Here is a 23,874-nt window from a genome sequence, read left to right as displayed (position 1 = left end):
CGACCCATGCAGCCTCCCGAGATCTTCGACCGCGCCGCGCGCCGCCGGCACCGCGACCGTGCCGCCGCCGACTTCGGCGCGCACGATTTCCTCCGTGCCGCGATGCTCGACGGCATCGCCGACCGGCTCGACGCGGTGAAGCGCGACTTCGCCGACGTGCTCGATCTCGGCTGCTTCCGCGGCGATTATACGCCGCCGCCAGGCGCCCGCGTGGCGCGGGTCGATCCCGGCTTCGCCTTCGCGCGCGACGCGGGCGGCGTGCAGGGCGACGAGGACCGCCTGCCCTTCGCCGACGAGTCGTTCGACCTCGTCGTCGCTGCCGGCACGCTCGACGGCGTCAGCGACCTGCCCGGCGCGCTCGCGCTGGCGCGTCGCTCGCTCCGCCCTGACGGGCTGTTCCTCGGCGCCTTCGTCGGCGGGGGCAGCCTGGCGCAGCTACGGGCGGCCTTTCGCGGCGCGGAGGAGCCAGCGGTGGCGCGGCTCCATCCGCTCGTCGACGTGCGTTCGGCAGGCGACCTGCTGATGCGGGCGGGGTTCGCGCTGCCGGTCGCCGACGTCGAGACACTGAGCGTCGGCTATGGCGGGCTCGGCCGGCTGCTCGAGGATCTGCGCGGTATGGCGTCGAGCAACGCGCTGGTCGATCGCCACCCGCTGCGCCGCGACACGCTGGCCCGCGCCGCCGGTGCCTTCGCGGCGCGCGCCGACGTCGACGGCCGCGTGCGCGAGCGTTTCGACCTGGTCTTTCTCACCGGCTGGGCGCCATCACCCGACCAGCCCAAGCCGGCGCGGCGCGGCAGCGCGAGCGCGTCATTGGCTGCGGCGCTGCGCGGTGGTGGCGAACGCGCGCCGGGGGCGTGAGCCGTTCCACTGCTCTCAGGAGCTTCACAAGGATCGCCCAGCTCCTGCCCTAGGCAAGTGGCCGTCGCAGTCGCAGGCGTGTCGCGACGACCGCCTCAGATCAGCTCGTCGTCATCGTCCTCGGCGAGCAGCCGACCCATCGAATCGAACAGGGCGTCCATCGCGACCGGCTTGAAGATCACGTCGTCCGCGCCCGCCTCCAGGCAGCGCTGACGCAGGTCGACGGCGGTGTCCGCGGTGACGACGATGATCGGCAGCCGCGCCTTTATATCATGACGCGCGCGGATGTGGCGGATCGCGGTGATGCCGTCCATGCCCGGCATGCGCAGATCGACCAGGATCACGTCGAAATCGTCGCGGTCGATCAGCTCGAGCCCGAGTTCCGCGCTCTCCGCCTCGACCATGGCGACGCCCGCGACGTCGAGCATGTCGCGCACGACGCGGCGGTTCATCCGGTCGTCCTCGATGAACAAAGCCGTCAGTGCGGTCACTTCCGGATCCCCCTCCCCCTTTGGCAACGCGACCCGGCTTCTCTCACTTGTTGATCCCTATCACATCATGCGGCGTCGCGCACCGTCGCGCGAGGCATCGCCAGCACTGCCGCGACCAGGCTTTTCTTGGCTACCGGTTTCTCGATAACTTGGGTGATTGACGCGGCCCATTCCACGCGCCGCGCGGCGATCTCGGCGGTGGCGAGCAGCGCTATCGGCGCCCCGTCGGCGGCGGCGGCGATCGCGGCCAGCTGCTCGCCCAGATGGCCGGGCGCGAGTGAGGCGGCGTCCACCAGCACGCGTTCCGGGCGCGCCTGCGCCACTGCCGCGGCGGCCGCGTCAGCGTGGCCCTCGGCGAACAGGATAGCACCGCGCCCCTCGAACAGGCTCTTGTACATGGCGCGCGTGATCGGGTTGCGCTCGACGATCACCAGCGCGATCGCCTCGACCGGCTCCTCGACCCCCGCGGCGGCGATACAGGGCAGATCGAGCACGAAGGTCGCCCCGGCATCCAGCGCGCTCGTCACCGTGACGTCGCCGCCCATGGCGCGGGCCAGGTTGCGACAGATCGCGAGCCCGAGGCCGGTGCCCCCGAACTGACGCGTCGTCCCAGCGTCGGCCTGGCGGAACGACTCGAAGATCAGCTCCTGTGCCCCGGCGGCGATGCCGATGCCGCTGTCCGCCACCGTCACGCGCAGCCGCCCGCCCTCGACCGCGACGCGCAGTGCCACATGCCCCGCCGGGGTGAACTTCACCGCGTTGGAGAGCAGGTTGAAGATGATCTGCCGCAGGCGCGCGGGATCTCCCATGATCCAATGCGGCGCGGCGTCGGCGTCGACGTCGAACGCGAGCCCCTTGGCGCGCGCCGGGTCGCGCCACAACCGAGTCGATTCGGCGAGCACCGCGCGCAGGTCGAGCGGCACGGTCTCGATCGTCATCCGACCCGTCTCGATCTTGGCGACGTCGAGGATATCGTCGACCAGCGCGCGCATCGTCACGCCGGCGCCATGCACGATGCCGAGCCGGTCGCGTGTTAGCGGGTCGAGCGTCGCGTCGGCGATCATGACCTGGGTCATGCCGAGGATGCCGTTGAGCGGGGTACGGATCTCGTGGCTGGTGGTGGCAAGGAACTCGGTCTTGGCCCGCAGCGCCTTGGCGAGCTCGCTGTTGCTCGCGGCAAGGTCGGCGTTGGCGGCGCGCACCTCGTTGCGGCTGCGCCGGATCGTGAACAGGCCGATCGCGAGCAGCGCGATGATCAGCAGCGTACCCGCGACGGTGCCGTAGAGCAGCAGCCGCTGGGTGTGCGCGGTCTGGCGCTCGAACGCCACCGACCTGGCGAGATCGGCCGCCTTGAGCCGCGCGATCCGCAGCTCCTGGTTGGCATAATCGAAGCGCGCGGCGGCGAGCGCGGCGCTGTTCGAGCGGGCGATCTCGGTCGCCTGGTCGTCGAGCCGCTTGACCGCGCGCAGCTGCGTCAGCGCGGCGGCGGGATCACCGCTCGCGACGTAGATGCGATAGGCGATGTCGTGCACGTCGCGATCGGCGATCAACGTGCTCTCGGGATCGACGCCGGCGAAGCGCTCCATGATCAGATCGCGCGCACGTGGGAGGTCGCGGGCCTCCAATGCGGCCTCGGCGGCGAGCGCGACGAACTGCGGCCGCTGCACCTCGGCACCGTCCTGCCGGGTCAGCGCGAGCCCGCGCTCGATCGTCTGACGCGCTCGCTCGATCCGCCCCTGCCGCAGCTCGGCCTCGGCGACACCACTGAGCGCCTGCGCGAGCGCGAGCGGACTGCGGAGCGCCGTCGCCGCCCCGACCGTTCGCCGAAACGCCGCCTCCGCCTCCGCATACCGCCCGAGCGCCGTCAGCGATTGGCCGCGGCCATTCTCGACCGCGACGGTCAGCCCCGGATCGTCGGAATAGCGCTCAGACGCTTCGGAGAAGTAGCGCAGCGCCGTGGCATGGTCGTTGGCGCTGCGGTAGAGAAGCGCGATATAGGTCAAAGCCTTGGCCTGGCTTCGCTGATCGTGCAGTTCGACGTAGCGATCGTGCGCGTGTTGCAGCGCCCCGAGTGCCTCGGTGATTTGCCCCGAATCGGTCAGCGCCCCACCCTGCGAGAGCAGGATATCCGCGGCGAGATGCGCGCCGTGATCGGCCTTCTCGACTTGGCGCTGTGCCACCGCGAGCAGCTGCAACGCGCGGCGCGGCTGATCGATTCGCGTATACGCCTCGGCCTCAAGCCAGTTGAGCGTCGCCGAGCGCGTGTAGTCGGCGCGGGTCGCCGCCGACCCGAGCGGTTGCCGCGCCTGCTCCACCAACGCGATCGCACCGCGCGGGTCGACCAGCATCTGCTGCTGGACACGCGCGACGAGCGGGTCCTGGCCGGACGCCGCCGCCGCCCCCGTGACGAGGGCGAACGCCACCGTGACCGCGGCGACGAGCCGCCTCAGGCGCGCTTCCACGTCGCGCTCAGTCGCGTGAACGAGGCGCGCGTGTCGGCCGAGGCGCGGTGATGACGCTCCTCCGCGAGGAAACCCGCGAGCGTCTCCAGCTCGACGGGACGGCTGAGCACATAGCCCTGCACCATGTCACACCCCATCACCGAGAGCAGCGCCAGCGCCGCGTGCGTCTCGACCCCCTCGGCGACCACTTCCATGTCGAGCGCGTGCGCGAGGTCGATAGTGGAGCGGACGATCAGCGGGTCGCGATGCGAGCTGGTGATGCCCGTGATGAACAATTTGTCGATCTTCAGCTCTCGCGCGGGCAGCTGCTTCAGATAGGCCAGGCTCGACAGGCCGGCGCCGTAATCGTCGATCGACACGGTGATGCCGATCGCGGCGAAGCGCTGGAGATTTGTGATCGCGCCCTCGGGGTCGCGGATCACCGCGGTCTCGGTGATCTCGAAGCCCAACCGCGCGTCCGGCGCCGCGGCGAGATAGTGGCACACCGCCTCGGCGAAGGCCGAGTCGGCCAGCACCTGCCCCGATATATTAATGAAGATGCGCACGTCGTGGCCGAGCCGCCGCAGCCGGCGCTGGTCCTGGATCGCGCGGCGCACCGTCCATAACGTGAGCGGGCCGACGCGGCGGCGCTCCTCCGCCAAGGGGATGAAATCGGCGGGCGGGATCAGCCCGCGTGTCGGGTGACGCCAGCGGATCAGTGCCTCTGCGCTCTTGATCACCTGCTGGCGTACGTGGAGCTTGGGCTGGTAGAACAGCTCCATCTCGTCCTCGGCGAGCGCGCGATCGAGCTCGCTGGCCAGATCCTGGCCGGCGACCAGCGCCGCGCCGGCAGACTCGCTCTCGAGGGACGCCAGCGCCTGCACCAAAGCCGCCTCGCTGGTCTCGGCGAGCGTCACGTCGTCGACTTCGGGCGCGGCGATCGCGCTGCCCACCGCCCAGCCGAGACGCGCGGCATCGTCGCACCGCTCGTCCGCCGGATCGAAGAAGGCCCGCACTGCCGCTGAAACATGCTCCACCTCGTCGAGCGCGCCACCGCACCTCACACGTATCACATCTTGCCCTACTGCGAGGACTTGCGCCAGCGGCAGCGTGGCGGCCAGCCGCGCCGCCGCGTCGGACACCAACTCGCCCGCCGCACCCGCCCCGAGCGACCGCCGGACGACGGCGAAGTCACGCAGTCGCGCCAGCAGTTCCCCACGGTGGCGAGCGGTCACCGGCTGACTCCCGGGCGCGGCGCCGTCCGGTACCGACGGCTCAGAGAGGCAAGGCATATCCATTTCGGAGCCACCCTAGGCCTGCCAGCTTAATGAATAGCTTAAGTACGTCCCACTTTGGGTTAACCGCTGGTTAATGCCGTTGAGACGTGGTGAAAAAAGCGTTACCTGCGCGTTACCCTTCGGGGGGGTTGAGCAATAAATAGGGAGAAGACCCATGTTCGCATTCGTTCTCGCGCTGATCGGTTTCGTCGGCACCACCATTCGCCCCTGGTAATCGGGAGTAGATCGATGCTCGCTTTCGTTCTCGCGCTGGTCGGCTTCGTCGGCACCACCATCCGTCCCTGGTAATCGGAGACTCGTGATGTTCGCTTTCATTCTCGCGCTGGTCGGCCTTGTCGGCACCACCATCCGCCCCTGGTAACCGGAGAAGTACGATGCTCGCTTTCGTTCTCGCGCTGGTCGGCTTCGTCGGTACGACGATCCGTCCCTGGTAAGCAGATCATAGGCCCGGCGCGCGCCGCGACTTGGTCGCCGCCACCGGGCCTAAGTATTCGATGACGTGAAATCTATGCCCGGGCGCCGGTATCGGCCGCGGCTAACTCGATTTCCTCGGCAACCGAGCCGAAGCGTAGCGCCAGCACGTCGAGCGCATAATTCTGGTTGAGCCGCCATGGCCTACGGTGCCCCTGGCGCGGCAGCGACGACAGCGCGCGCTGGATATAAGCCGAGCTCAGATCCGCGAACGGCACTTCGGTGACGCTGCCGACCCGCACCCGCGGCGTCGCACTCGCCGCCCCGCGCCGCTGCATCGCGCGGAGCAGCCGGCAGAGATAAGCGGCGACGAGGTCCGCCTTCAGCGTCCACGAGGCGTTGGTATAGCCGAAGGCAAAGCTGAAGTTCGGCACGGCGGACAGCATCATCCCCTTGTACTGAAGCGACCCGGCCGGATCGATGATCGTCCCGTCTCGGGACAAAACGAGCCCGCCGAGTAGCAAAATCTCGAGGCCGGTAGCGGTCACGATGATCTCAGCCGCGATACGGGTGCCGTCGACCAGCAGCAGACCGTCCGGGGTGAGACGCTCGATGGTTCCGGTGGCGACGCTGGCGCGCCCCTCGCGCAGCGCGACGAAGAGATCACCGTCGGGTACGAGGCAGAGCCGCTGATCCCAGGGATCATAGCGCGGGGTGAAATGGGTCGCGACGTCATAGTCCGCGCCGAGTTCCTGACGCACCATCGCGATGAGCCGCCGCGCGACTCCACGCGGCCGCCTTCTCGCCAGCCGATAGAAGAACTGGCCGAGCAGCACGTTCTTCCAGCGCGTCAGGGCATAAGCGGCGCGTTCCGGGAGCAACTTCCGCAGACGGTCGGCGACGCGGTCGCGCGCCGGCCTCGACACGACGTAGCTGGGTGAACGCTGTACCATCGTGACATGCGCCGCCGTCCGCGCCAGCGCGGGCACGAGCGTCACCGCGGTCGCGCCGCTGCCGATCACCGCGACGCGGCGGCCGGCATAGTCGAGCCGCTCGGGCCAGAATTGCGGGTGGACGATCGTGCCCGCGAACTCATCCTCTCCGGCGAATGCGGGTCGATGCGCACGGTCGTAGGCGTAATAGCCGGTGCAGGCGTGGAGCCAGTCGCAGGCTAGCGCGAGCGTCAGCGGCGGTGCGCCCTCCCGCTCGACCGTGAGCGTCCAGCGCGACTCGGCGCTCGACCAATCCGCCGCGGTGACGCGATGACCGAAGCGGATGTGCTCGGCGACGCCCTCCTCGCGCGCGGTGTCCTCGATATAGGTACGGATTGCGGGACCGTCCGCGATCGCCTCGGCGGCGCGCCAGGGGCGAAATGCATAGCCGAGCGTGTGCATGTCCGAATCCGAGCGGATGCCGGGATAGCGGAACAGGTCCCAGGTGCCGCCGATCGCGTGTCGCGCCTCGAGGATCAGGAAACGCCGGTCGGGCAGCCGCCGCCGCAACTGGCAGGCCGCGCCCACCCCCGAGAGGCCGGCGCCGATGATGATGACGTCGTACCGCTCCACCGCGCCTCTCCCGCCCTCTGGCGTCATCCTGAACTCGTTTCAGGATCCCCCGTCTCGCAGGTGTCGCCGCTCCTGCGTGTGCGGCACGGTGGATCCCGAACCAAGTTCGGCGTGGCGGCGGTGAGGGGAGCGGGCGCCCTTTCGAGCCACGCCGCCCGGCCCCACTCGCGCGCGCTAGAAATCGCGCGAGTAGCGCAGCTGCACATTCGACCCGCCGAACGATCCCGCCTGCGACAGCACGCTGATCGCCCGCGTCAGCGCGATGGTCAGCTGCGTCGCGGTGAAGCCGCGCGCGTCGGTGACGATCTCGACGTAAATGTCGTCGGTCAGATACTTGCCCGCGGCCAGCGCCGAGCCGCGCCCACTCGCCTCGTCCGCGCCGAGGATGCGCAGACGGTCGAAGCCGGTGGCCGAGCGCAGCTTGCCGAGCGGGTTGAGCCCGCCGCCCGAGCCGCGCAGCGAGTTGAGCGCGCTGGCCAGCTGGATCGCCTCGGTCGCCGACAGATTCTCCGGGTTGGTCCCGAACAGCAGGCGGCTCAGCACCTCGTCCTGCGGCAGCGAGGGCGTCGAGGTAAAGGCGATCTGCGGGCGTTGGCCGGTGCCGGTGATGGCGATGTTGAAGGTGACATTGTCGTTGGTGGTGGTCGCCAGGATGTTGATGTCCGGGTCGGTCAGCGCGCCGCCGCGGAAGCGCACCTGCCCACGCTCCACCTCGAAGCGCTTGCCCGCGAAGGAGTAGGTACCGCGCACCAGGTCGAGCCCGCCGTTGATCACCGGCGCCGCCGAGGTGCCGCCGACGCGCATGTCCATCTGCCACTCGCTCTCCAGCCCCATCCCCGAGACGTAGAGCTGGTTATCGGCGCGGAGGCGCAGGTCGAGCTTGAACAGGCCCGGCGGTGAGGCGGGAGCGGGCGGCTGGCCAGCCGCCTTCGCCGCGGCCGCGGCGGCCTGCTGGGCGAGGACCTCGCTCTTCTTGCGCACGCCGGTGAGCTCTGGCACTTCTGCGGCGCCCTGACGGATGATCTCGTAACGCGCGTTGGGCACGTTGATCTGGCCGCTGATCAGCCCGCCACTCGCGCTGTTCTGGATGCGAATGTCGCCGCTGGCGGTGGCGCCGAGCGCGTCGGAGCGCGCCAGCTGGGCGTCGCGCATCGCTACGCGCACGTCGAGCGGGAACCCCTGCGCCGCGGCGAGCCCGACGTTGCCCGACGCCTGCACCGTTCCTTGCCCCGCGCGCGCCTGCATCTGCTGCAGTTCGAGCCGGTCGTTGTTGAAGCGCGCCGCGATCTTCATATTGGTCAGGCGCGTGCCATAGGCCTCGTTGTCGTAGGTGAGGTTGTCGGCGCGGATCAGCCCGACCACGCGCGGCGCCGACACGGTGCCGCCGAAGTCCGCCGCGATCGCCATCGGCCCGGTCAGCTGTTGCTGCGCCAGGCCCGCGAAGCTGAACAGCACCCCCGCGGGCCCGTTGTAGCGGATGCCGCCGCCGAGCGGCCCCTGCATCAGCCGGGTCGTCCAGCTGCCGCCGCCGGTGGGGGTGAGCGTCGCCACCAGCCGCCCGACCGGGGTGCCGGCCCGCTTGATCAACGCGCGCCCCTCGCCCGCCGCGCTCGACAGCCGTCCCTGGAAGACGACGTCGACCGGCTCGGACACCGCGACCAGGCTCGATCGGGTGAAGTTGGTGACGTTGAGCCGTGCGTCCGCGCGCGGGAACGCCTCACCCTTGTCCTGGACATAGTCGAGGCTACCGGTCGCCTGACCGTTGACGCCGAGATTGGGCACGAGCGCGCTGATCAGCGACAGGTCGAGCCGGTCGAGCCGCATCTGCGCCTGCGTGGCGCCGCCGCCGAACCGACCGGCGAGCCGCACCGAGCCCTTGTCGAAGTCGAGCCGCGCCGGCTCGAGCCGGTAGCCGCCGCCCGCGGGCACGATCCGTGCCGGCTGCGCGGTGCGGAACGCGACGTTGTTCGCTGCGCCGCTCAGCGCGACGAGATAGAGGCTGGGGGACAGGCGCGAGTTAACCGCGAGGCGGAAGGGCACGCCGTTGGAGCCGGTGAACAGCGCCTGCGCGGTGCCCGCGCCGTCGCGATAGTTCACCTTGACGCGTCCGGTCTGGAGCAGCGTCGCGCCGTAGCGAAGGTTGGCGACCTGCGCGTCGGCGACAATCTGCGGCTTGTCGTAGAGCACCGCGTCGGCGGTGACGATCGCGCGGCCGATGCTGAAGCCGGCCATGCCCGGGATCGTCGCGCCAGCGGCGCGCGCGTCGACGCTGGCGCGCTGATACTTGCCCTGCGCGCCGAGCGCGACATTGCCGTTGAGCCCGTTGCCGGCGAAGCGCACCTGCCCCGCGAATGGCCCGGCGGCGGTCTGGACGACGCGGCCGGCGAAGTCGATGCCGGCGAACAGCACGCGGCGGATGTCGACCGCGAGCTGGTTGCCCGGCGTCACCAGCACGTCGGCGGTGAAGGCGCCGTAGTTGGTGCCGCCGCTGGCGTTGACCTGATAGGCGCCGCCGCGCCCGACCACGCGCGCATCGAGGTTGGCAAGGCCGATCCCCACGCCCGGCCGCGGCGCACGCAGCCGCACGACCGGCGCGGTCGAGGAGCCGGTCACGCGCGCGTAGAGCGGGCCGTACTGGGTCGAGTAGGCGTCGGCGTCGACCAGCAGCGCGCCGTTGGCGGGATCGAAGCGTCCCTGCCCGCGGGTGACGCGGAACTGCGGCGCGTTGAGCGACAGGCTCTGGAACGTCACCACGCCCGTCGGCGAGTAACCGAAGCGCGTGCTCATCACCGCGTTGCCGCCGAGGAAGTTGCGGACGCCGGCGTTGAACAGCTGCTTGGTCTGGAGCGCGACCTTGCCGGTGATGCCGAACCCGCCGTTCGGTCCGGGCACGAGCTTGGCGTCGGTCTGGACGTTGATCACGCCGACGCTGTCGACGCGGAAGTTGTTGACCCGCCCCTGCAAGCCGCCGGTGTAGCGGCCGGTGGCGGTGTTGGCGGCGATGATCGCGGTGGCGTCGATCGTATCCGAACGGATGCGCAGGTTGTCGGACAGGATGTTGGGCATGGCGATCGCGAGGTCGCCGTCGATCCGCGCGTTGGTGGTCAGCCCGCCGAGCGCGGCGTTGAGCCCCGCGATGCGGCGCGCGCGCGCGTGGACGGGCACCAGGATGCGATCGCTGTTCACGCGCGCCAGCCCCTCGGCGTACAGGTCCTGCACCGAGGTCTGCTGGAAGCCGAGCGCGGCGGCGCGGATCTTATAGTCGACCGTCGGGGTCGCGAAGGCGCCGTTGAGCACAACGCGCGCGAGCACATCGCGCCCGCTCACGCCCGGCATGATCGCGCCCGGGGTCAAAAGCTTGGCGTCGACTGCGAAATTGCCGAAGCGGCTGTTGGCGAGATCGAGCAGCCCGCCCGCATCGACCGCGAGCGCCTGAGAGGTGAGCTTGATCCGCGTGTCCGCGCGACGCTCGGCGAGCGTGACGTCGGCGGCGACGGTGAGCGCCGGCGCGGTCAGCCGCTCCACCGGTCCCTCGATATAGAGGCCCGGCCGGGTCGGGCCGCGCACCTCGATATGGCCGTCGCGCGCGGAGATCGCGAGGTTGGCGAGCTCGCCGCCGCCCAGGTTGGCGAGCAGGCGCCCCTGCCACGCTTTCCAGCTGCCTTTGCCGCCGAGCGTGGCGGTGAGCGGCGCCTTCAGGCCGGCGAGCTGCGCCACCGCGCCGTTGGCGGGCGCGGTGAGCCGCACGTCGAGGTCGAGCTTGTCGTCGTCGGGCACCGCGTCGAGCCGCACCCGCGCGACGTCGCCGCCCGCGACGCCGGGGGCGCGCAGCGTCGCGGCGTCGACGACGAGCTGCGCGCGGCGGTCGGCGATGTGCGCCTGCCCATCGAAGCGCGCGACGTGGCGCGCGCCGGCGACCGGCGGCTCCATCACGAAACGGCCGACGTGGAGCCGGTCGATGTCGATGTCGAGATCGGGCAGCAGCGGCGCGTTCTCGTCCTCGGGCGTGGTCGGCGTCGGCTTGAGTTCGGGGTTGCGCCGTAGCGTGATCAGGTCGGCGGAGACGCTGCGCACGTCGACGTGGTTGCGCGCGAAGGCGAACGGCCGCCAGTCGAGGTCGAGCCGCGGCGAAGTCAGGAACACGCCCTTGGGATCGCTGACCCGCACGTCGCTGAGCCGGAGCTGGCCGTACAGCGAGCCGTCGATCCGCCCGACCTTGATGTTGAGGCCCGAGGCGGTGGTGTAGCCGCCGATCTTGTCGGCGACGAAGCGACGGCCGGGATCCGTGTTGATCCCCAGCACGATCGCGACCACGAGCAGCACCAGCGCGGCGAGCGCGATGCCGACCCACTTCAGCACGCGCTGCCAGAGAGGGCGGTGGACGACGACGGTCTCGCCGGCGGTCGGGAGCGTGTCCTCGGCCATCAGAATGCCTGCCCGATCGAGATATAGAGCGCGATCTTGCCGTCCCCTTCGCGCGGGTTGAGCGGGGTCGCGACATCGACGCGCAGCGGCCCGAAATTGGTGTAGAAGCGGCCGCCGATGCCGGCGCCGATGCGCAGGTCGCTGCCCTTGGGCAGGCTGCTCTCATAGGCGTTGCCCGCATCGACGAAGGGCACGATCCCGAAATTGCCGAAGCGGTAGCGCGCCTCGAGCGCGAACTCGTTGATGCTGCGGCCGCCGAGCGGGCGCAGGTCGGCGCGATCGACGTTGCCGCTCGAGTCCGGGGTGAGCGAGGCGACCGGCTCGAGCGGCCCGAGCCGCTGGAAGCCATAGCCGCGCACCGAGCCGCCGCCACCGCCATAATAGCGCCGCGACGGGGCTATGTCGTCACGCGCGATGCCGAAGATGCTGCCCGCGCGCGCGCGGCCCGCGATTACCAGGCTGTCGCTCACGGGATAATAGGCCGTGCCCTCGATCAGCGTGCGCGCATAGGGCTTGGTCTGCCCCGAGACCGACACTTCGGGGCTGACGTTGAGCTTCAGGCGATAGCCGCGGGTGGGATTGAGCAGATCGTCCGAGGTGTCGAACAGCACCTGCCCGGGCAGCGCGAAGACCCCGTAGGTGCGCCGGTCGCGGTCGAACTTGTCGAAGTCGAACACGCTCTCGTTGGTGCCGACCAGCTCGAAGCCATAGGCATAGGTGAATTTCTTCTGCCAGATCGGCGTCGAGTCATAGCTCACCCGGCCCGACAGCGTGCCGGTGAAGGCGTCGAACGCGTCGTAGCTGGAGTGGTTGGCGCTCGCGAGCAGGCTGACGGTGCGGTCGCGCTTGCCTGCGTTCTGGCGGCGCAGCCCGACCGACAGGCCCTGCTGCTGCGTGCCCGCGATCACGCCGAGGATCAGCGCGCCCTCGGGCGGGAAGCGGTTGCGATTGGTGAAATTGGCCTCCGCCTTGACGCCCTCGCCGGTGTTGTAGCCGACCGAGCCCGACAGGCTCTTCGCCGGCCCGCGCGTCTGCCGCACCAGCAGGTCGACCTGCTCGGTGCCGTCCGCCGCGGTGACGCCGGTGCGCACCGGCTCGACCCCGACGCCGTTGAACAGCCCGGTCGCGACCAGCGCCTCGCGCAGGTCGTCGGTAAGGCGCGCGTCGTAGAGCTGCCCCTGGTCGAAGCGCGGGAAGACGTTGAGGTGCTTGAGATCGAACACCGGGTCGCCCTCGGTGCGCAGTACGCCGAAGGAGGAGCGCGGGCCGGTGTCGACCGGCAGCGTGTAGTCGCCCTTGCCGGTCTGCTCGTCGAGCAGCACGTCGCGCTCGCCGACCTTGACGAAGGGATAGCCCTGCTGCGGCAGGCGCAGGCTGACATTGGCCTCGGCACCTTGAATTCGCGCCGCCTCGATCGGGTCGCCAACCTTGAGCGGCAGCTCGCGGCGAACGAGCTCGGGCGGCTGGGTGGCGTCGGCCTTCACCGTGACGCTGCCGAGCTTGTACTGCTGGCCCGGCGAGGCGGTGACCAGCGCGCGCAGTCTCGCCGGCGTGCCCGCGACGGTCTCCACCGTCGCCACCGCGGTGCCGTCATAATAGCCGAGCGACTTCATCAGCCGCAGCGCGAGCTGCTCGTCCTCGCGCGCGCGCGCCGAGACCTGGGTGGCATTGTCCGCCTTGCCGCCGCCCTTCTTGAGCGCGGAGAGCGAGTCGAACTCATCCTTGAGACCGAGCGGGTCGAGCCCCTGCACCTCGCTGGCGTAGCGGACGTCGGGCTGATCGCCGCTCGCCGGGTCGGCGACGGCCTGCAGCGGCGCGGTGTTGAAGGTGGAGAGCGGCTCGAGCGGCTGGGCGAGCTGCGGGTCCTGCGGTGGCGCGGGAGGCAACGTGCCGGGCGTGATCGGCTGCTGCGCCGCCGCCTGAGCGGGAGCCTGAGCGGGGTCGGTCGTGGTCGGCGCCGGCGGGGCAGCGGTGTCGGCGGGCATGGGTTCGAGCGGGGCGTTCAGGTCGCCAGACACCGGCGGCAGCGCGGCGTCGAACTCCGCTTCGGGGACGATCGGTGTGCTGTCGGGAGCCGGCGCGGTGTCGGCCGGCTTGGGCGAGTCGGGACCCTGCGCGGGCGCCGTGCCGGGCTTCTGCATCTGTGCCGGCGCGGCGGCACAGCCCAGCGCCATACCCGCGGTGGCGAGCAGGAGGCGTGAGCGACGAACGGAAAAAGACAAGTACTACGCCCCTTTAGCCGAGGCATGCGGCGTTCCGCTGAGCCCCCGTCACCCTGCAACGAGCCAGCGCGGGATCGGTTTCATAACGCTGCCGCCTCGACCGCTCTCTGATCACCAAAGCCGGTCGGCGGCGTGAAAATTCTGGCACCCTTGCGAAACATTTGCGACAAATTGCGGTTAGGCGCCGGGGCAGCCCGAAGTCTCTCGCGGGGATAAGACTGAGAATGCGTATCGAGGTTCGGCCGGGCCGCCAGGTCATCGGTGGCGCGGCGGCGTCTGCGCTGCTCGCGCTCGCCGCCTGCGGCGGTGGCGGGGGTGACGCGGCCAAGGCCAAGGAGAAGGGCGGCGCGCCGGGCCAGTCGGGCCCGGTCACGGTCGGCTATGTCGTCGTCCAGCCGACGTCGGTGCCGACCACCAGCGAGCTTCCCGGCCGTACCGTCGCCTATCAGAGCTCGGAGGTACGTCCCCAGGTCTCTGGCGTGATCCAGCGCCGCTTCTTCACCGAGGGCGCGATCGTCAAGCGCGGCCAACCGCTCTACCAGATCGATCCCTCGCTCTATCGCGCCAGCGCCAACCAGGCGAGCGCCAACGTCGCCAACGCCCAGGCGACCTACGAGGCCGCCAAGATCCGCGCCGACCGCTACAAGCCGCTCGCGCAGATGGAGGCGATCAGCGCGCAGGATTATACCGACGCGGTGGCGACGCAGCGCCAGGCGGCGGCGACGATCGCGGTCAACCGCGCGCAGCTCGACACCGCGCGCGTGAACCTGCGCTTCACCACCGTGCCCGCGCCGATCACCGGCCGCATCGGCCGCTCGCTCTTCACCGTCGGCGCGCTGGTCAGCTCGACCCAGACTGACCCGCTCGCGACGATCCAGCAGCTCGACCCGATGTTCGTCGACATTCAGCAGTCGAGCGCCAACCTGCTCGCCCTCCGCCGCAGCCTCGCCTCGGGCGGCGCGGTGCCCGCCCGCGCCGAGGTGACGCTGAAGCTCGAGGACGGAAGCGACTATGGCATCAAGGGCGCGGTCGAGTTCGCCGAGGTGGTGGTCGATCCCAGCACCGGCACGGTGACGCTGCGCGCGCGCTTCCCCAACCCCAACGGTCTGCTGCTGCCGGGCATGTTCGTCCGCGCGGTCTTCTCGCAGTCGATCCAGCAGAACGCCTTCCTCGTACCGCAGACGGCGATCACCCGCGATCCCAAGGGCAACGCGACCCTCTACGTCGTCGGCGCGAACAACCGCGCCGAGCAGCGCACCATCACCGCCGAGCGGACGCAGGGCGCCTATTGGGTCGTGATCGACGGGCTCAAGGCCGGCGACAAGGTCATCACCCAGGGCCTCGCTAACGTGAAGCCCAAGACGCCGCTCCAGCCGGTGCCGGCCGACACGCCGCAGAAGGTACAGGCGCCCTCCCCCGAGCAGATGGACAAGATGTCGTCGGCCAAAGGCAAGGCCGGCTAACCGCTCATGTCCCGCATTTTCATCGATCGGCCGATCTTCGCCTGGGTGCTCGCCATCATCGTGATGCTGGCGGGCGTCGGCGCGATCCTGTCGCTGCCGATCGCGCAATATCCAGACGTGGCGCCGCCGCAGGTATCGATCCGCGCGACCTTCCCCGGCGCCAACGCGCAGACGCTGCAGAACAGCGTCACCCAGGTGATCGAGCAGCAGCTCACCGGCATCGACGGGCTGCTCTACTTCCAGTCGAGCTCGTCGAGCCGCGGCTCGGTGACGATCACCGCGACGTTCAACAAGGGCACCGATCCGGACATCGCGCAGGTCCAGGTGCAGAACCAGGTCCAGCAGTCGCTCAGCCGGCTGCCGCAGCAGGTGCAGCAGCAGGGCTTGGTGGTGCGCAAGTCCAACCCGGACTTCCTGCTGATCGTCGGCGTCTATGACGTCACCGACAAGCTGACCAACCAGGACGTCTCGGACTATCTCGTCTCGAACCTCCAGGACCCGCTCGGCCGTATCCAGGGCGTCGGCGACACCAACGTGTTCGGCTCGCAATATGCGATGCGGGTGTGGCTCGATCCGGAGAAGCTCAACAGCTACCAGCTGATGCCCGGCGACGTCGTCACCGCCATCACCAACCAGAACACCGAGGTCGCGGCCGGCGAGATCGGCGGCCAGCCGATGCCGTCGACGCAGATGCTCAACGCGATCGTCACCGCCCAGTCGCGGCTCCAGACGCCCGCCGAGTTCGCCAACATCATCCTTAAGACGCAGAGCAGCGGCGCCACGGTGCGGCTCGCCGACGTGGCGCGGATCGAGCTGGGCGCGGAGAGCTACAACGCGTTCAGCCGCGTCAACCGCCACCCCGGCGCGGGCATCGCGGTGCTGCTCGCCCCCGGCGCTGACGCGCTCAAGACCGCCGAGCTGGTCAAGGCGCAGGTCGCCGCCGCCGCCAAGGGCTTCCCGCCTGGGCTCGAGTACGCCTTCGCCAACGACACCACCGACTTCATCAAGCTGTCGATCGAGGAGGTGGTGAAGACGCTGATCGAGGCGATCATCCTCGTCGTCATCGTCATGTTCGTCTTCCTGCAGAGCTGGCGCGCCACGCTGGTGCCGGCGATCGCGGTGCCGGTGGTGCTTCTGGGCACCTTCGCGGTCTTCTACGTCGCGGGCTTCTCGATCAACACGCTGACGCTGTTCGGCCTCGTCCTCGCGATCGGCCTGCTGGTCGACGACGCGATCGTCGTGGTCGAGAACGTCGAGCGGTTGATGGACGAGAATCCCGGCATGACGCCGCGCGAGGCGACGATCGAGTCGATGAAGGAGATCACCGTCGCGCTGGTCGCAATCGCGCTGGTCCTGTCCGCGGTGTTCATGCCGATGGCCTTCTTCGGCGGCTCGACCGGCGTGATCTATCGCCAGTTCTCGCTGACGATCGTGTCGGCGATGGTGCTCTCGGTGCTGGTCGCGGTGATCCTCTCGCCCGCGCTCACCGCGACCCTGCTCAAGCAGAGCCACGACGAGAACGGCGACCCGATCGAGCAGAGCTGGCTCGGCCGCAAGTTCCCCAAGGTGGCGCACTTCCTCGAGCGCGCGCGCGACAAGTTCAACGACACGTTCGACCGAGGCGTCGCCCGCTACGTCGCCGGCGTGCGCCGGGTGATCGATCGCAAGTGGATCTTCCTGCTGGTCTATGCCGCCACCGTGGCGCTGCTGGCGATCCTGTTCCTGCGCCTGCCGACGGGCTTCCTGCCGACCGAGGACCAGGGCAGCGCACTGGTGCAGTTCCAGCTTCCCGCCGGCGCGACACGCGCGCGCACCGAGGAGGTGCAGCACCGCGTCGAGGACTATCTCGCCGGCAGCGAGGGCAAGAACGTCACCACCATGTTCACCGTCAGTGGCGGCGGCGGCGGCGGCGTCAGCGGGCAGAACACGGGCCAGGGCTTCGTCAACCTGACGAACTGGGACGACCGCAAGGGCAAGGAGAATACCGCCGACGCGATCGTGGCGCGCGCCTCGGCGGCGTTCCGGGGCCTGCGCGACGCGCGCGTCTTCGCGCTGGTGCCGCCCGCGATCCGCGGCCTCGGCCAGTCGAACGGCTTCACCATGGAGCTGCAGAACACCAGCGGGATGACCGCGGAGAAGTTCAACGACGCCAAGGACCGACTGCTCGCACTCGCCAACGCCGACCCCGCGCTCACCTCGGTGCGCCTGACCGAGCTCCCCGACGTCGGCACCCTCAAGATCGACATCGACCAGCAGAAGCTCGCCGCCTTCGGGCTGAGCCAGGCCGACGTCAACACGACGCTGTCGACCGCCTGGGGCGGCCGCTACGTCAACGACTTCGTCGACCGCGGCCGGGTCAAGCGCGTCTACGTCCAGGGCGACGCGCCGTACCGCGCCGCCCCGACCGACCTCAACCAATGGTTCGTGCGCGGCAGTGGCGGGCAGATGGTGCCCTTCTCCGCCTTCGCGCGGATCGGCTGGAGCCAGGCGCCGGTGATCCTGTCACGCTTCAACGGCGTGCCCTCGTTCGAATTCCAGGGCTCGGCCGCGGCCGGCAAGAGCTCGGGCGACGCGATGACGCGGATCCAGGAGCTCGCCGGGCAGATACCGGGCACGAGCGTCTCCTGGGCCGGGCTGTCCTACCAGGAGCGGCTGTCCTCCGGGCAGGCGCCGCTGCTCTACGGCCTGTCGATCCTCGTCGTCTTCCTCTGCCTCGCGGCGCTGTACGAGAGCTGGTCGATCCCCTTCGCGGTGCTGCTGATCATCCCGCTCGGTCTGGTCGGCGCGATCCTGTTCACCACGCTGCGCGGGCTGATCAACGACGTGTACCTCCAGATTGGCCTGCTGACGACGATGGGGCTGGCGGCGAAGAACGCGATCCTGATGATCGAGTTCGCAGAGCAGGAGGAGAAGAAGGGCAAGCGCGTGATCGACGCCGCGCTCTCCGCCGCGCGCATCCGGCTCCGTCCGATCATCATGACCAGCCTCGCCTTCATCTTCGGCGTGCTGCCGCTGGCGATCTCCACCGGCGCGGGGGCGAACAGCCGGATCGCGATCGGCACCTCGGTGATCGGCGGCATGCTGACTGCGACGGTGCTGGCGATCTTCTACATCCCGCTGTTCTTCGTTCTGGTGCGGCGCGGTTTCCGCGACGGCCTCAAGGGCCTTCGCCGCGGCGCCGACCCGAGCCCGGACGAGGGCGAGGACGGGGGCGGCGGTGGTGACGGCCACGGCGGCGGTGGGGCACCCGGCGGCGAGCGCCCGCCGCAGCTGCCGCGCCCGATCGACCACCCCGCGCTGCCCGCGCCGGAGCCTGCCCGATGACCCGCCTCCCCGCGCTCGCCGCGCTCGCCGCCGGCACCGCGCTGGCGGGCTGCTCGCTCGCGCCGACCTACGTCCGCCCTGCCGCGCCGGTGCCGACCTCCTGGCCCGCGGGCGACGCCTATCTCCGCCAGTCCGAGGCGCGGCTGCCGAGCGTCACCTATCGCGACATCTTCCGCGACCCTCGCTTGCAGGCGATCATCGACCAGGCGCTCGCCAACAACCGCGACCTGCGTGTCGCGGTCGCGAACATCGAGGCGACCCGCGCGCAATACCGGATTCAGCGCGCCGACCTCTTTCCCCAGGTCAACGCCACCGGCGCCTACAGCTATCGCGACAGCGGCAGCAGCGGCGTGGTCACCGGTACCAACAGCGGCGGCACCGGGACGGGCGGCACCGGCACCGGCACCGGCGCGGGCGGTACCGGCACTGGGACGGGCGGCACGGGAACGGGCACCGGCGTGACCACCGTCTCCTCGGCGCGGAGTACGTTCCAGGCGCAGCTCGGCGTCACCGCCTTCGAGATCGACCTGTTCGGCCGGGTCCGCTCGCTCACCAGCGCGGCGCTGTCGCGCTATTTCGCGCAGGAGGCGGCGGCGCGTGCCACGCGGCTGACTTTGGTGGGCGACATCGCCAACGCCTGGCTCACCTACGCCGCCGACCGCAGCCTGCTCGCCGTCGCGCAGCAGACCGCCGAGGCGGCGCGCGCGAGCGTGAAGCTGACCGACGCGCGCCTGCGCGGCGGCGTGGCGCCGCGCACCGACCTGCGCCAGGCGCAGCAGATCCTCGCCACCGCCGAGGCCGATCTCGCGCAGCAGACAACGCTGCTCGCACAGGACGTCAATGCGCTCCAGCTGCTCGTCGGCGCGCCGGTCGACCCGGCACTGCTGCCGGGCTCGATCGAGCAGGCGGCGGCGACGATCGGTGAGCTGCCCGCCGGGATCGACTCCGGCGTGCTGCTGCGCCGCCCCGACGTGGTGCAGGCGGAATATGCGCTGCGCGCCTACAACGCCGAGATCGGCGCGGCGCGCGCCGAGCTGTTCCCGCGCATCTCGCTCACCGGGCTGGTCGGCTTCGCCAGCACCGCGCTGCGCACGCTCTTCAACAGCGGCTCGTTCAACTATTCGGTCGCGCCCAACGCGAGCTATCCGATCTTCCGCGCGGGTGCAGGGCGCGCCGGGGTCGCCTATAGCGTGGCGCAGCGCGACGCCGCGCTGGCGAGCTATGAGCAGACGATCCAGACCGCCTTCCAGGAAGTGTCGGACGCGCTGGCGCGGCGCGGCACGATCACCGAGCAGCTCGCCGCCAACCGCCGCTTCTTCGAGGCGGCGCAGGACACGCTCAACCTTACCAACGCGCGCTACCGCGGCGGCATCGATACCTTCCTCTCGTCGCTCGACGCGCAGCGGCAGCTCTATTCCGCGCAGCAGATCCTGGTGCAGACCCAGCTGACCCGCGCGACCAACCTGGTGACGCTGTACCGCACCCTCGGCGGCGACTCGCTGCTCGACGCCACACCGCAGGGCCCGGTCACCGCGACGGGCGGCGAGGCGGATGCGGCCGGCGTCCGCGCGCCGGCCGCGGCGCGGTAGGGATTAGAACCGCACGCCACGCTGGGCCGCGCTCCACTACTCCTCCCGCTTCGGCTCTTCGCTCTTCTCGGCCGGCCGGATGGCCTCACGGCCGAACTGCATGATCAGTTGCCCGATCTCGCGCGCCTGTTCCATCGAGCGCTGGCCCTGTTCGCGAAGGTACTCGCCCTGGATCCGCATCACCTCGGTGAGGTCGCGCGCGCCCGCGGCGGAACGCAGCGCGGCGAAGGCCTCGCGCGCGTTCGCCTCCGCCTGGTCGATGATCGTCGTTCCCAGCGCCGAGCCGTTCTGCGCGACCCGCTCGCCCGAGGCGCGCATCGCCTCGCCCGCACGTCGGGCCGGATCGACGACATGCTCGTTGAAGGCGTCGCGCATCCGCTCGGCACCGCGCCATGCCGCGTCGGGCGAGCCTCCGCCGAGCGAACCGGTGCCGCCCTCGCCTGCTTTGCCCGCGCCGTCCTCGCTCGAGTCGCTCATGCTCGCTCTCCTGTGCCGGCGGCCTCGTACGAGCGTGATCGCACCGTCTCGGGTCGCCTCAATGGCTCAACGCTGGACTCGTGGGCTGGATGCGCGGGCAGCGGGAGCGTAGAGGGAGGCTTCCAATGGAGCCTAGAATGTCCACTGTCTCGCTGCTGATTCCCCTGCTCGTTGCTGCGGCGCCGATCGCGCAGGCGCCAGGGGCGGAGCCGAACACCGATCAGCGCTGCACCGTGACTCGGCCGCCGCTCCCCGCCGGCATGACCGGTTGGGCACGCCGCGCGCCGCTCGCCGCCGGGACGAGTACGCGCAGCGCGCCGGTGATCGTGGTCGGCCACGGCGCCGACCTGCGGCTCGCCCCGGTCGAGCAGGTCACCCCGGCGGTGGCGCCGCAGCGCGAGCCCGACATGGGCGAGACCGCCGGCCTCGCCTTGTTCCAGGTCGCGCGCCCCGGCACCTATCGTGTCGCGCTGGGTGACGCCGCATGGATCGACGTGGTGCGTGCCGGCCGCGCGCTGGCGGCGAGCGCCCACGGGCACGGCCCGGCCTGTTCGGGCATCCGCAAGATGGTCGATTTCCAGCTCGAGCCGGGCCGCTATGTCCTCCAGCTGAGCGGGACCAAGGCGTCATCGCTGCCCGTGATGATCGCGCGCGCGCCGCGGGTGGCGGCATGATCGCCGCGCTGGCGCTGCTGCTCGCCGCGCAGGCCGCGCCGACGACGTCAGCCGGCGCTCCGCCGCAGTCGCCTGCCGCCCCCGCGACGCAGGCGCCTGCTCCGATTCCTGCTCCCGATGCCGCCGCGCTCACCCGCGTGCGCCTCAGCACCGAGGCCGGCGATATCCTCGTCGGCGTCGACACCCAGGCCGCGCCGATCACCGCCGGCAATTTCCTGCGCTACGTCGACCAGCACAAGCTCGACGGCATCGGCTTCTACCGCGCGGTCAAGGTGGCGGACGGCTACGGCCTCGCGCAGTTCGGCACGCGCAACGATCCCAAGCGCACGCTGCCGCCGATCAAGCACGAGCCGACCACGCTCACCAAGCTGAGCCACCGCGACGGCACGCTGTCGATGGCGATGGCCACGCCCGGCACCGCCGCGGGCGACTTCTTCATCACCGTCGGCGACCTGAGCTCGATGGACGCCACCGCCGATAATCCCGGCTTCGCCGCCTTCGGCCGCGTGCTGGAGGGGATGGACGTGGTGCGCCGCATCCTCGTCGCGCCAACCTCGCCGACGCTGGGCGAGGGCGTGATGAAGGGGCAGATGCTCGCGCCCGTGATCAAGATCACCGCGGCGCGACGCGTCGACTAGCGCCGCTCGAGGGACTACATCGGGGCGAGAAGGAGTGTTTCCGATGTCCCCACCGCTCGACTCGCCCACCGACTGGTCCGCGCTCGGCACCGAGCAGCTCGCCGACGTCATCGCGCTGCGCCGTGCCATCCATGCCGAGCCCGAGATGGGGCTGCACTGCCCGCTGACGACCGCCAAGGCCAAGGCGGCGCTCGCCGGCCTGCCGCTCGAGATCCACGACAGCACGCGGACCACCGGCTTCGTCGCGATCCTGCGCGGCGGCCGGAGCGACGGTGGCGCCGGCTCGAACGCGCGCACGGTGCTGCTGCGCGGCGACATGGACGCGCTGCCGATCAGCGAGGAGACCGGCCTGCCCTTCGCCTCGACGCTGCCGGGCACGATGCACGCCTGCGGCCATGACGCGCATACCGCGATGCTGGTCGGCGCCGCCAAGGCGCTGTCGGCGCGACGCGACCAGCTCGTCGGCACGGTCGTCTTCATGTTCCAGCCCGGCGAGGAGGGGCATCACGGCGCGCGCGAGATGATCGCCGATGGGCTGCTCGACCGCGCCCGGCCCGACGCCGCCTTCGCGCTCCACGTCCTGCCCAACGCGCCCGCCGGCGTGTTCATCGGGCGCGAGGGAGCGCTGCTCGCCTCCACCGACACGGTGCGCGCCACGGTCCGCGGCCGCGGCGGCCATGCCGCCATGCCGCACGACGCGATCGACCCGATCCCGGTCGCCTGCGCGATCGTCATCGCGCTCCAGCAGCATGTCGCGCGGCGCGTGCCCGTCGCCGACCCCGCGGTGCTGACGATCACGCAGATCCACGCCGGCGCGTCGCACAACATCATCCCCGACGAGGTCCAGCTCGCCGGCACGCTGCGGACGCTGTCGACGGGCACGCGCGAGGCGATGCGCGCCGCCTTCCACCAGGTCGCGCGCGGCGTGGCGGAGGCACACGGCTGCACCGTCGAGTCGAGCATCGACGAGGGCTATCCCGTGACGATGAACGACCCGCGCGCCACGCGGCTGATGCGCACGCTGGCGCAGGAGATCGGTGGCACGGCCGGCTGGGCGACGATGCCCGCGCCGATCATGGGCGGCGAGGACTTCAGCTACGTGCTGCGCGAGCTACCCGGCGCCATCGCTTTCGTCGGCGCGGCGGCGCCGGGCTCCACGCCCGAGACCAACCCGCCGCTCCACAACCCGCGGATGACGATCGACGAGCAGGTCTTCGCCACCGGCGTGGCGATGCACTGCGCGCTGGCGGAGCGCTTCCTGGAGCGCGGCTTCGACTAGACGGGGTCGACTCTCACGAACTGCTTGTCGTCCTTCTCAGCGAGGGGAGATGGCGGCCCGGAAGGCTGGCGGAGGAGTGTCACAGGTCGCCACTCGAGCTGCCATCGCCGCTGGCGAAACCCTTCGTCGCGCCACGCGCGCCACCTTGCCGCGCAACGGAGGATCGATTGAGTCGATCCAGCCGCCATGCCTTACCTCGCTCTCGGCGTGTCTACATGCCTACAAGGTGGGTAGAGGCACAGTAAGCAAGAGTGAGCGCGTACCCCCTCCCGCTCGACCACCCGGCGACAGGCGGAGCGGCCGGTCAGAGCCAGTCTGGCCTGGGCCGCAGCGGCTGGAGCACGATGTCGGCCAACGCCGAGCTACCGACCTGAAACGCGCGCTGGTAGTCGGGATCGTCGACCATCGCCTTGAAGGCGGCGCGGCGCGGATACTCCACCAGCAGCGCCGCGTCCCATCCGGTGACGTCACCGGTGGTGAGCACGGGCAGTCCCTCGCCACCGACGAGGATCCGCGCGCCAAAGCGCGCCAGGATCGGACGCGCCAGCTCCAGATACGCGGCATAGCGCTCGCGACCACCGTCGGCGGCGAAGCGCAGGAGGTTCAGCATGACGACGGGCGAGTCGTCCTCGTCGGCCAGGAAATGCGCGAACGTGTCGGGGGAGAAGGCTACCATCTGGACTGTCGCTCCGATCGCGCCACCCGATACGGGCGGCCGG

Annotated in this window: 15 protein-coding genes; 7 read left to right on the top strand and 8 right to left on the bottom strand. The window is 70.5% G+C overall.

Annotated features, from left to right (window positions below; all coding sequences use genetic code 11):
- Positions 1-6: 6 nt before the first annotated feature.
- The gene (locus FHY02_RS00870) at positions 7-858 is read left to right on the top strand and encodes a class I SAM-dependent methyltransferase (RefSeq protein ID WP_183919607.1); all 852 of its coding nucleotides are present in this window, start codon (positions 7-9) and stop codon (positions 856-858) included.
- Between the two features lie 95 nt (positions 859-953).
- On the opposite strand, the gene FHY02_RS00865 is transcribed toward FHY02_RS00870, so the two are convergent.
- The 6 genes from FHY02_RS00865 to FHY02_RS00840 all read right to left on the bottom strand — a co-directional run bounded on the left by FHY02_RS00865 (position 954) and on the right by FHY02_RS00840 (position 13,630).
- Positions 954-1,340, bottom strand: a complete 387-nt coding sequence (locus tag FHY02_RS00865; protein WP_183921357.1) for a response regulator — start codon at positions 1,338-1,340, stop codon at positions 954-956.
- A gap of 74 nt (positions 1,341-1,414) precedes the next feature.
- Positions 1,415-3,811, bottom strand: coding sequence for an ATP-binding protein (locus FHY02_RS23245; RefSeq protein ID WP_183919605.1), 2,397 nt, complete (start codon positions 3,809-3,811; stop codon positions 1,415-1,417).
- A complete protein-coding gene (locus tag FHY02_RS00855; protein WP_311731658.1) occupies positions 3,796-5,025 on the bottom strand; it encodes an EAL domain-containing protein in 1,230 nt (409 codons plus the stop codon). Before FHY02_RS00855 ends, FHY02_RS23245 begins: the two co-directional genes overlap by 16 nt.
- Before the next feature lie 569 nt (positions 5,026-5,594).
- Positions 5,595-7,091: an NAD(P)/FAD-dependent oxidoreductase gene (locus FHY02_RS00850; protein WP_183919603.1), complete on the bottom strand. Its 1,497-nt coding sequence runs from the start codon at positions 7,089-7,091 to the stop codon at positions 5,595-5,597.
- Between the two features lie 147 nt (positions 7,092-7,238).
- On the bottom strand, positions 7,239-11,489 hold the full coding sequence (locus tag FHY02_RS00845) for a translocation/assembly module TamB domain-containing protein (RefSeq protein ID WP_183919601.1): 4,251 nt from the start codon (positions 11,487-11,489) through the stop codon (positions 7,239-7,241).
- Positions 11,489-13,630 carry a BamA/TamA family outer membrane protein gene (locus tag FHY02_RS00840; RefSeq protein WP_183921355.1) on the bottom strand — a complete coding sequence of 714 codons (2,142 nt, stop codon included), beginning with the start codon at positions 13,628-13,630 and terminating at the stop codon, positions 11,489-11,491. The genes FHY02_RS00845 and FHY02_RS00840 overlap by 1 nt, the downstream gene beginning before the upstream one ends.
- Before the next feature lie 305 nt (positions 13,631-13,935).
- Here FHY02_RS00840 and FHY02_RS00835 point away from each other — a divergent pair, with 305 nt between their 5' ends.
- The 3 genes from FHY02_RS00835 to FHY02_RS00825 are packed head-to-tail and all read left to right on the top strand — an operon-like array spanning position 13,936 to position 20,087.
- A complete protein-coding gene (locus FHY02_RS00835; protein WP_183919600.1) occupies positions 13,936-15,174 on the top strand; it encodes an efflux RND transporter periplasmic adaptor subunit in 1,239 nt (412 codons plus the stop codon).
- 6 nt (positions 15,175-15,180) lie between these two features.
- A complete protein-coding gene (locus tag FHY02_RS00830) occupies positions 15,181-18,498 on the top strand; it encodes an efflux RND transporter permease subunit (RefSeq protein WP_183919598.1) in 3,318 nt (1,105 codons plus the stop codon).
- Positions 18,495-20,087 carry an efflux transporter outer membrane subunit gene (locus tag FHY02_RS00825; RefSeq protein WP_183919595.1) on the top strand — a complete coding sequence of 531 codons (1,593 nt, stop codon included), beginning with the start codon at positions 18,495-18,497 and terminating at the stop codon, positions 20,085-20,087. The genes FHY02_RS00830 and FHY02_RS00825 overlap by 4 nt, the downstream gene beginning before the upstream one ends.
- Before the next feature lie 36 nt (positions 20,088-20,123).
- On the opposite strand, the gene FHY02_RS00820 is transcribed toward FHY02_RS00825, so the two are convergent.
- On the bottom strand, positions 20,124-20,564 hold the full coding sequence (locus FHY02_RS00820; RefSeq protein WP_183919593.1) for a phasin family protein: 441 nt from the start codon (positions 20,562-20,564) through the stop codon (positions 20,124-20,126).
- A 137-nt stretch (positions 20,565-20,701) separates the two neighbouring features.
- Here FHY02_RS00820 and FHY02_RS00815 point away from each other — a divergent pair, with 137 nt between their 5' ends.
- Genes FHY02_RS00815 through FHY02_RS00805 form a run of 3 tightly spaced genes read left to right on the top strand, consistent with a single transcriptional unit; the run spans position 20,702 to position 23,155 of the window.
- Entirely contained in the window at positions 20,702-21,238 is a 537-nt protein-coding gene (locus FHY02_RS00815) for a hypothetical protein (protein ID WP_260172540.1), read from the top strand.
- On the top strand, positions 21,235-21,876 hold the full coding sequence (locus FHY02_RS00810) for a peptidylprolyl isomerase (protein ID WP_183919591.1): 642 nt from the start codon (positions 21,235-21,237) through the stop codon (positions 21,874-21,876). The genes FHY02_RS00815 and FHY02_RS00810 overlap by 4 nt, the downstream gene beginning before the upstream one ends.
- A 43-nt stretch (positions 21,877-21,919) precedes the next feature.
- Positions 21,920-23,155 carry a M20 family metallopeptidase gene (locus tag FHY02_RS00805; RefSeq protein WP_183919590.1) on the top strand — a complete coding sequence of 412 codons (1,236 nt, stop codon included), beginning with the start codon at positions 21,920-21,922 and terminating at the stop codon, positions 23,153-23,155.
- Positions 23,156-23,459: 304 nt separating this feature from the next.
- Here the strand turns inward: FHY02_RS00805 and FHY02_RS00800 are convergent, their stop codons facing one another.
- Positions 23,460-23,831 (bottom strand): DUF1330 domain-containing protein, encoded by a 372-nt coding sequence (locus FHY02_RS00800; RefSeq protein ID WP_183919588.1) that lies wholly within the window; start codon positions 23,829-23,831, stop codon positions 23,460-23,462.
- Positions 23,832-23,874 lie beyond the last annotated feature (43 nt).

The sequence above is a fragment of the Sphingomonas sp. BK069 genome (genome assembly GCF_014193405.1).
Taxonomy (GTDB): Bacteria; Pseudomonadota; Alphaproteobacteria; order Sphingomonadales; family Sphingomonadaceae; genus Sphingomonas.
The sequence above is the reverse complement of the archived record's forward strand: the minus strand, read 5'-3'. Positions and strand labels throughout refer to the sequence as shown.

Excerpts from the sequence above, each read along its gene's own strand:
- FHY02_RS00820 (WP_183919593.1), bottom strand. The coding sequence starts at position 20,564 with ATGAGCGACTCGAGCGAGGACGGCGCGGGCAAAGCAGGCGAGGGCGGC.
- FHY02_RS00870 (WP_183919607.1), top strand. The coding sequence starts at position 7 with ATGCAGCCTCCCGAGATCTTCGACCGCGCCGCGCGCCGCCGGCACCGC.
- FHY02_RS00810 (WP_183919591.1), top strand. The coding sequence starts at position 21,235 with ATGATCGCCGCGCTGGCGCTGCTGCTCGCCGCGCAGGCCGCGCCGACG.
- FHY02_RS00845 (WP_183919601.1), bottom strand. The coding sequence starts at position 11,489 with ATGGCCGAGGACACGCTCCCGACCGCCGGCGAGACCGTCGTCGTCCAC.
- FHY02_RS00815 (WP_260172540.1), top strand. The coding sequence starts at position 20,702 with ATGTCCACTGTCTCGCTGCTGATTCCCCTGCTCGTTGCTGCGGCGCCG.
- FHY02_RS00830 (WP_183919598.1), top strand. The coding sequence starts at position 15,181 with ATGTCCCGCATTTTCATCGATCGGCCGATCTTCGCCTGGGTGCTCGCC.
- FHY02_RS00835 (WP_183919600.1), top strand. The coding sequence starts at position 13,936 with ATGCGTATCGAGGTTCGGCCGGGCCGCCAGGTCATCGGTGGCGCGGCG.
- FHY02_RS00850 (WP_183919603.1), bottom strand. The coding sequence starts at position 7,091 with ATGACGCCAGAGGGCGGGAGAGGCGCGGTGGAGCGGTACGACGTCATC.
- FHY02_RS00800 (WP_183919588.1), bottom strand. The coding sequence starts at position 23,831 with ATGGTAGCCTTCTCCCCCGACACGTTCGCGCATTTCCTGGCCGACGAG.
- FHY02_RS00825 (WP_183919595.1), top strand. The coding sequence starts at position 18,495 with ATGACCCGCCTCCCCGCGCTCGCCGCGCTCGCCGCCGGCACCGCGCTG.
- FHY02_RS00840 (WP_183921355.1), bottom strand. The coding sequence starts at position 13,630 with ATGCAGAAGCCCGGCACGGCGCCCGCGCAGGGTCCCGACTCGCCCAAG.
- FHY02_RS00805 (WP_183919590.1), top strand. The coding sequence starts at position 21,920 with ATGTCCCCACCGCTCGACTCGCCCACCGACTGGTCCGCGCTCGGCACC.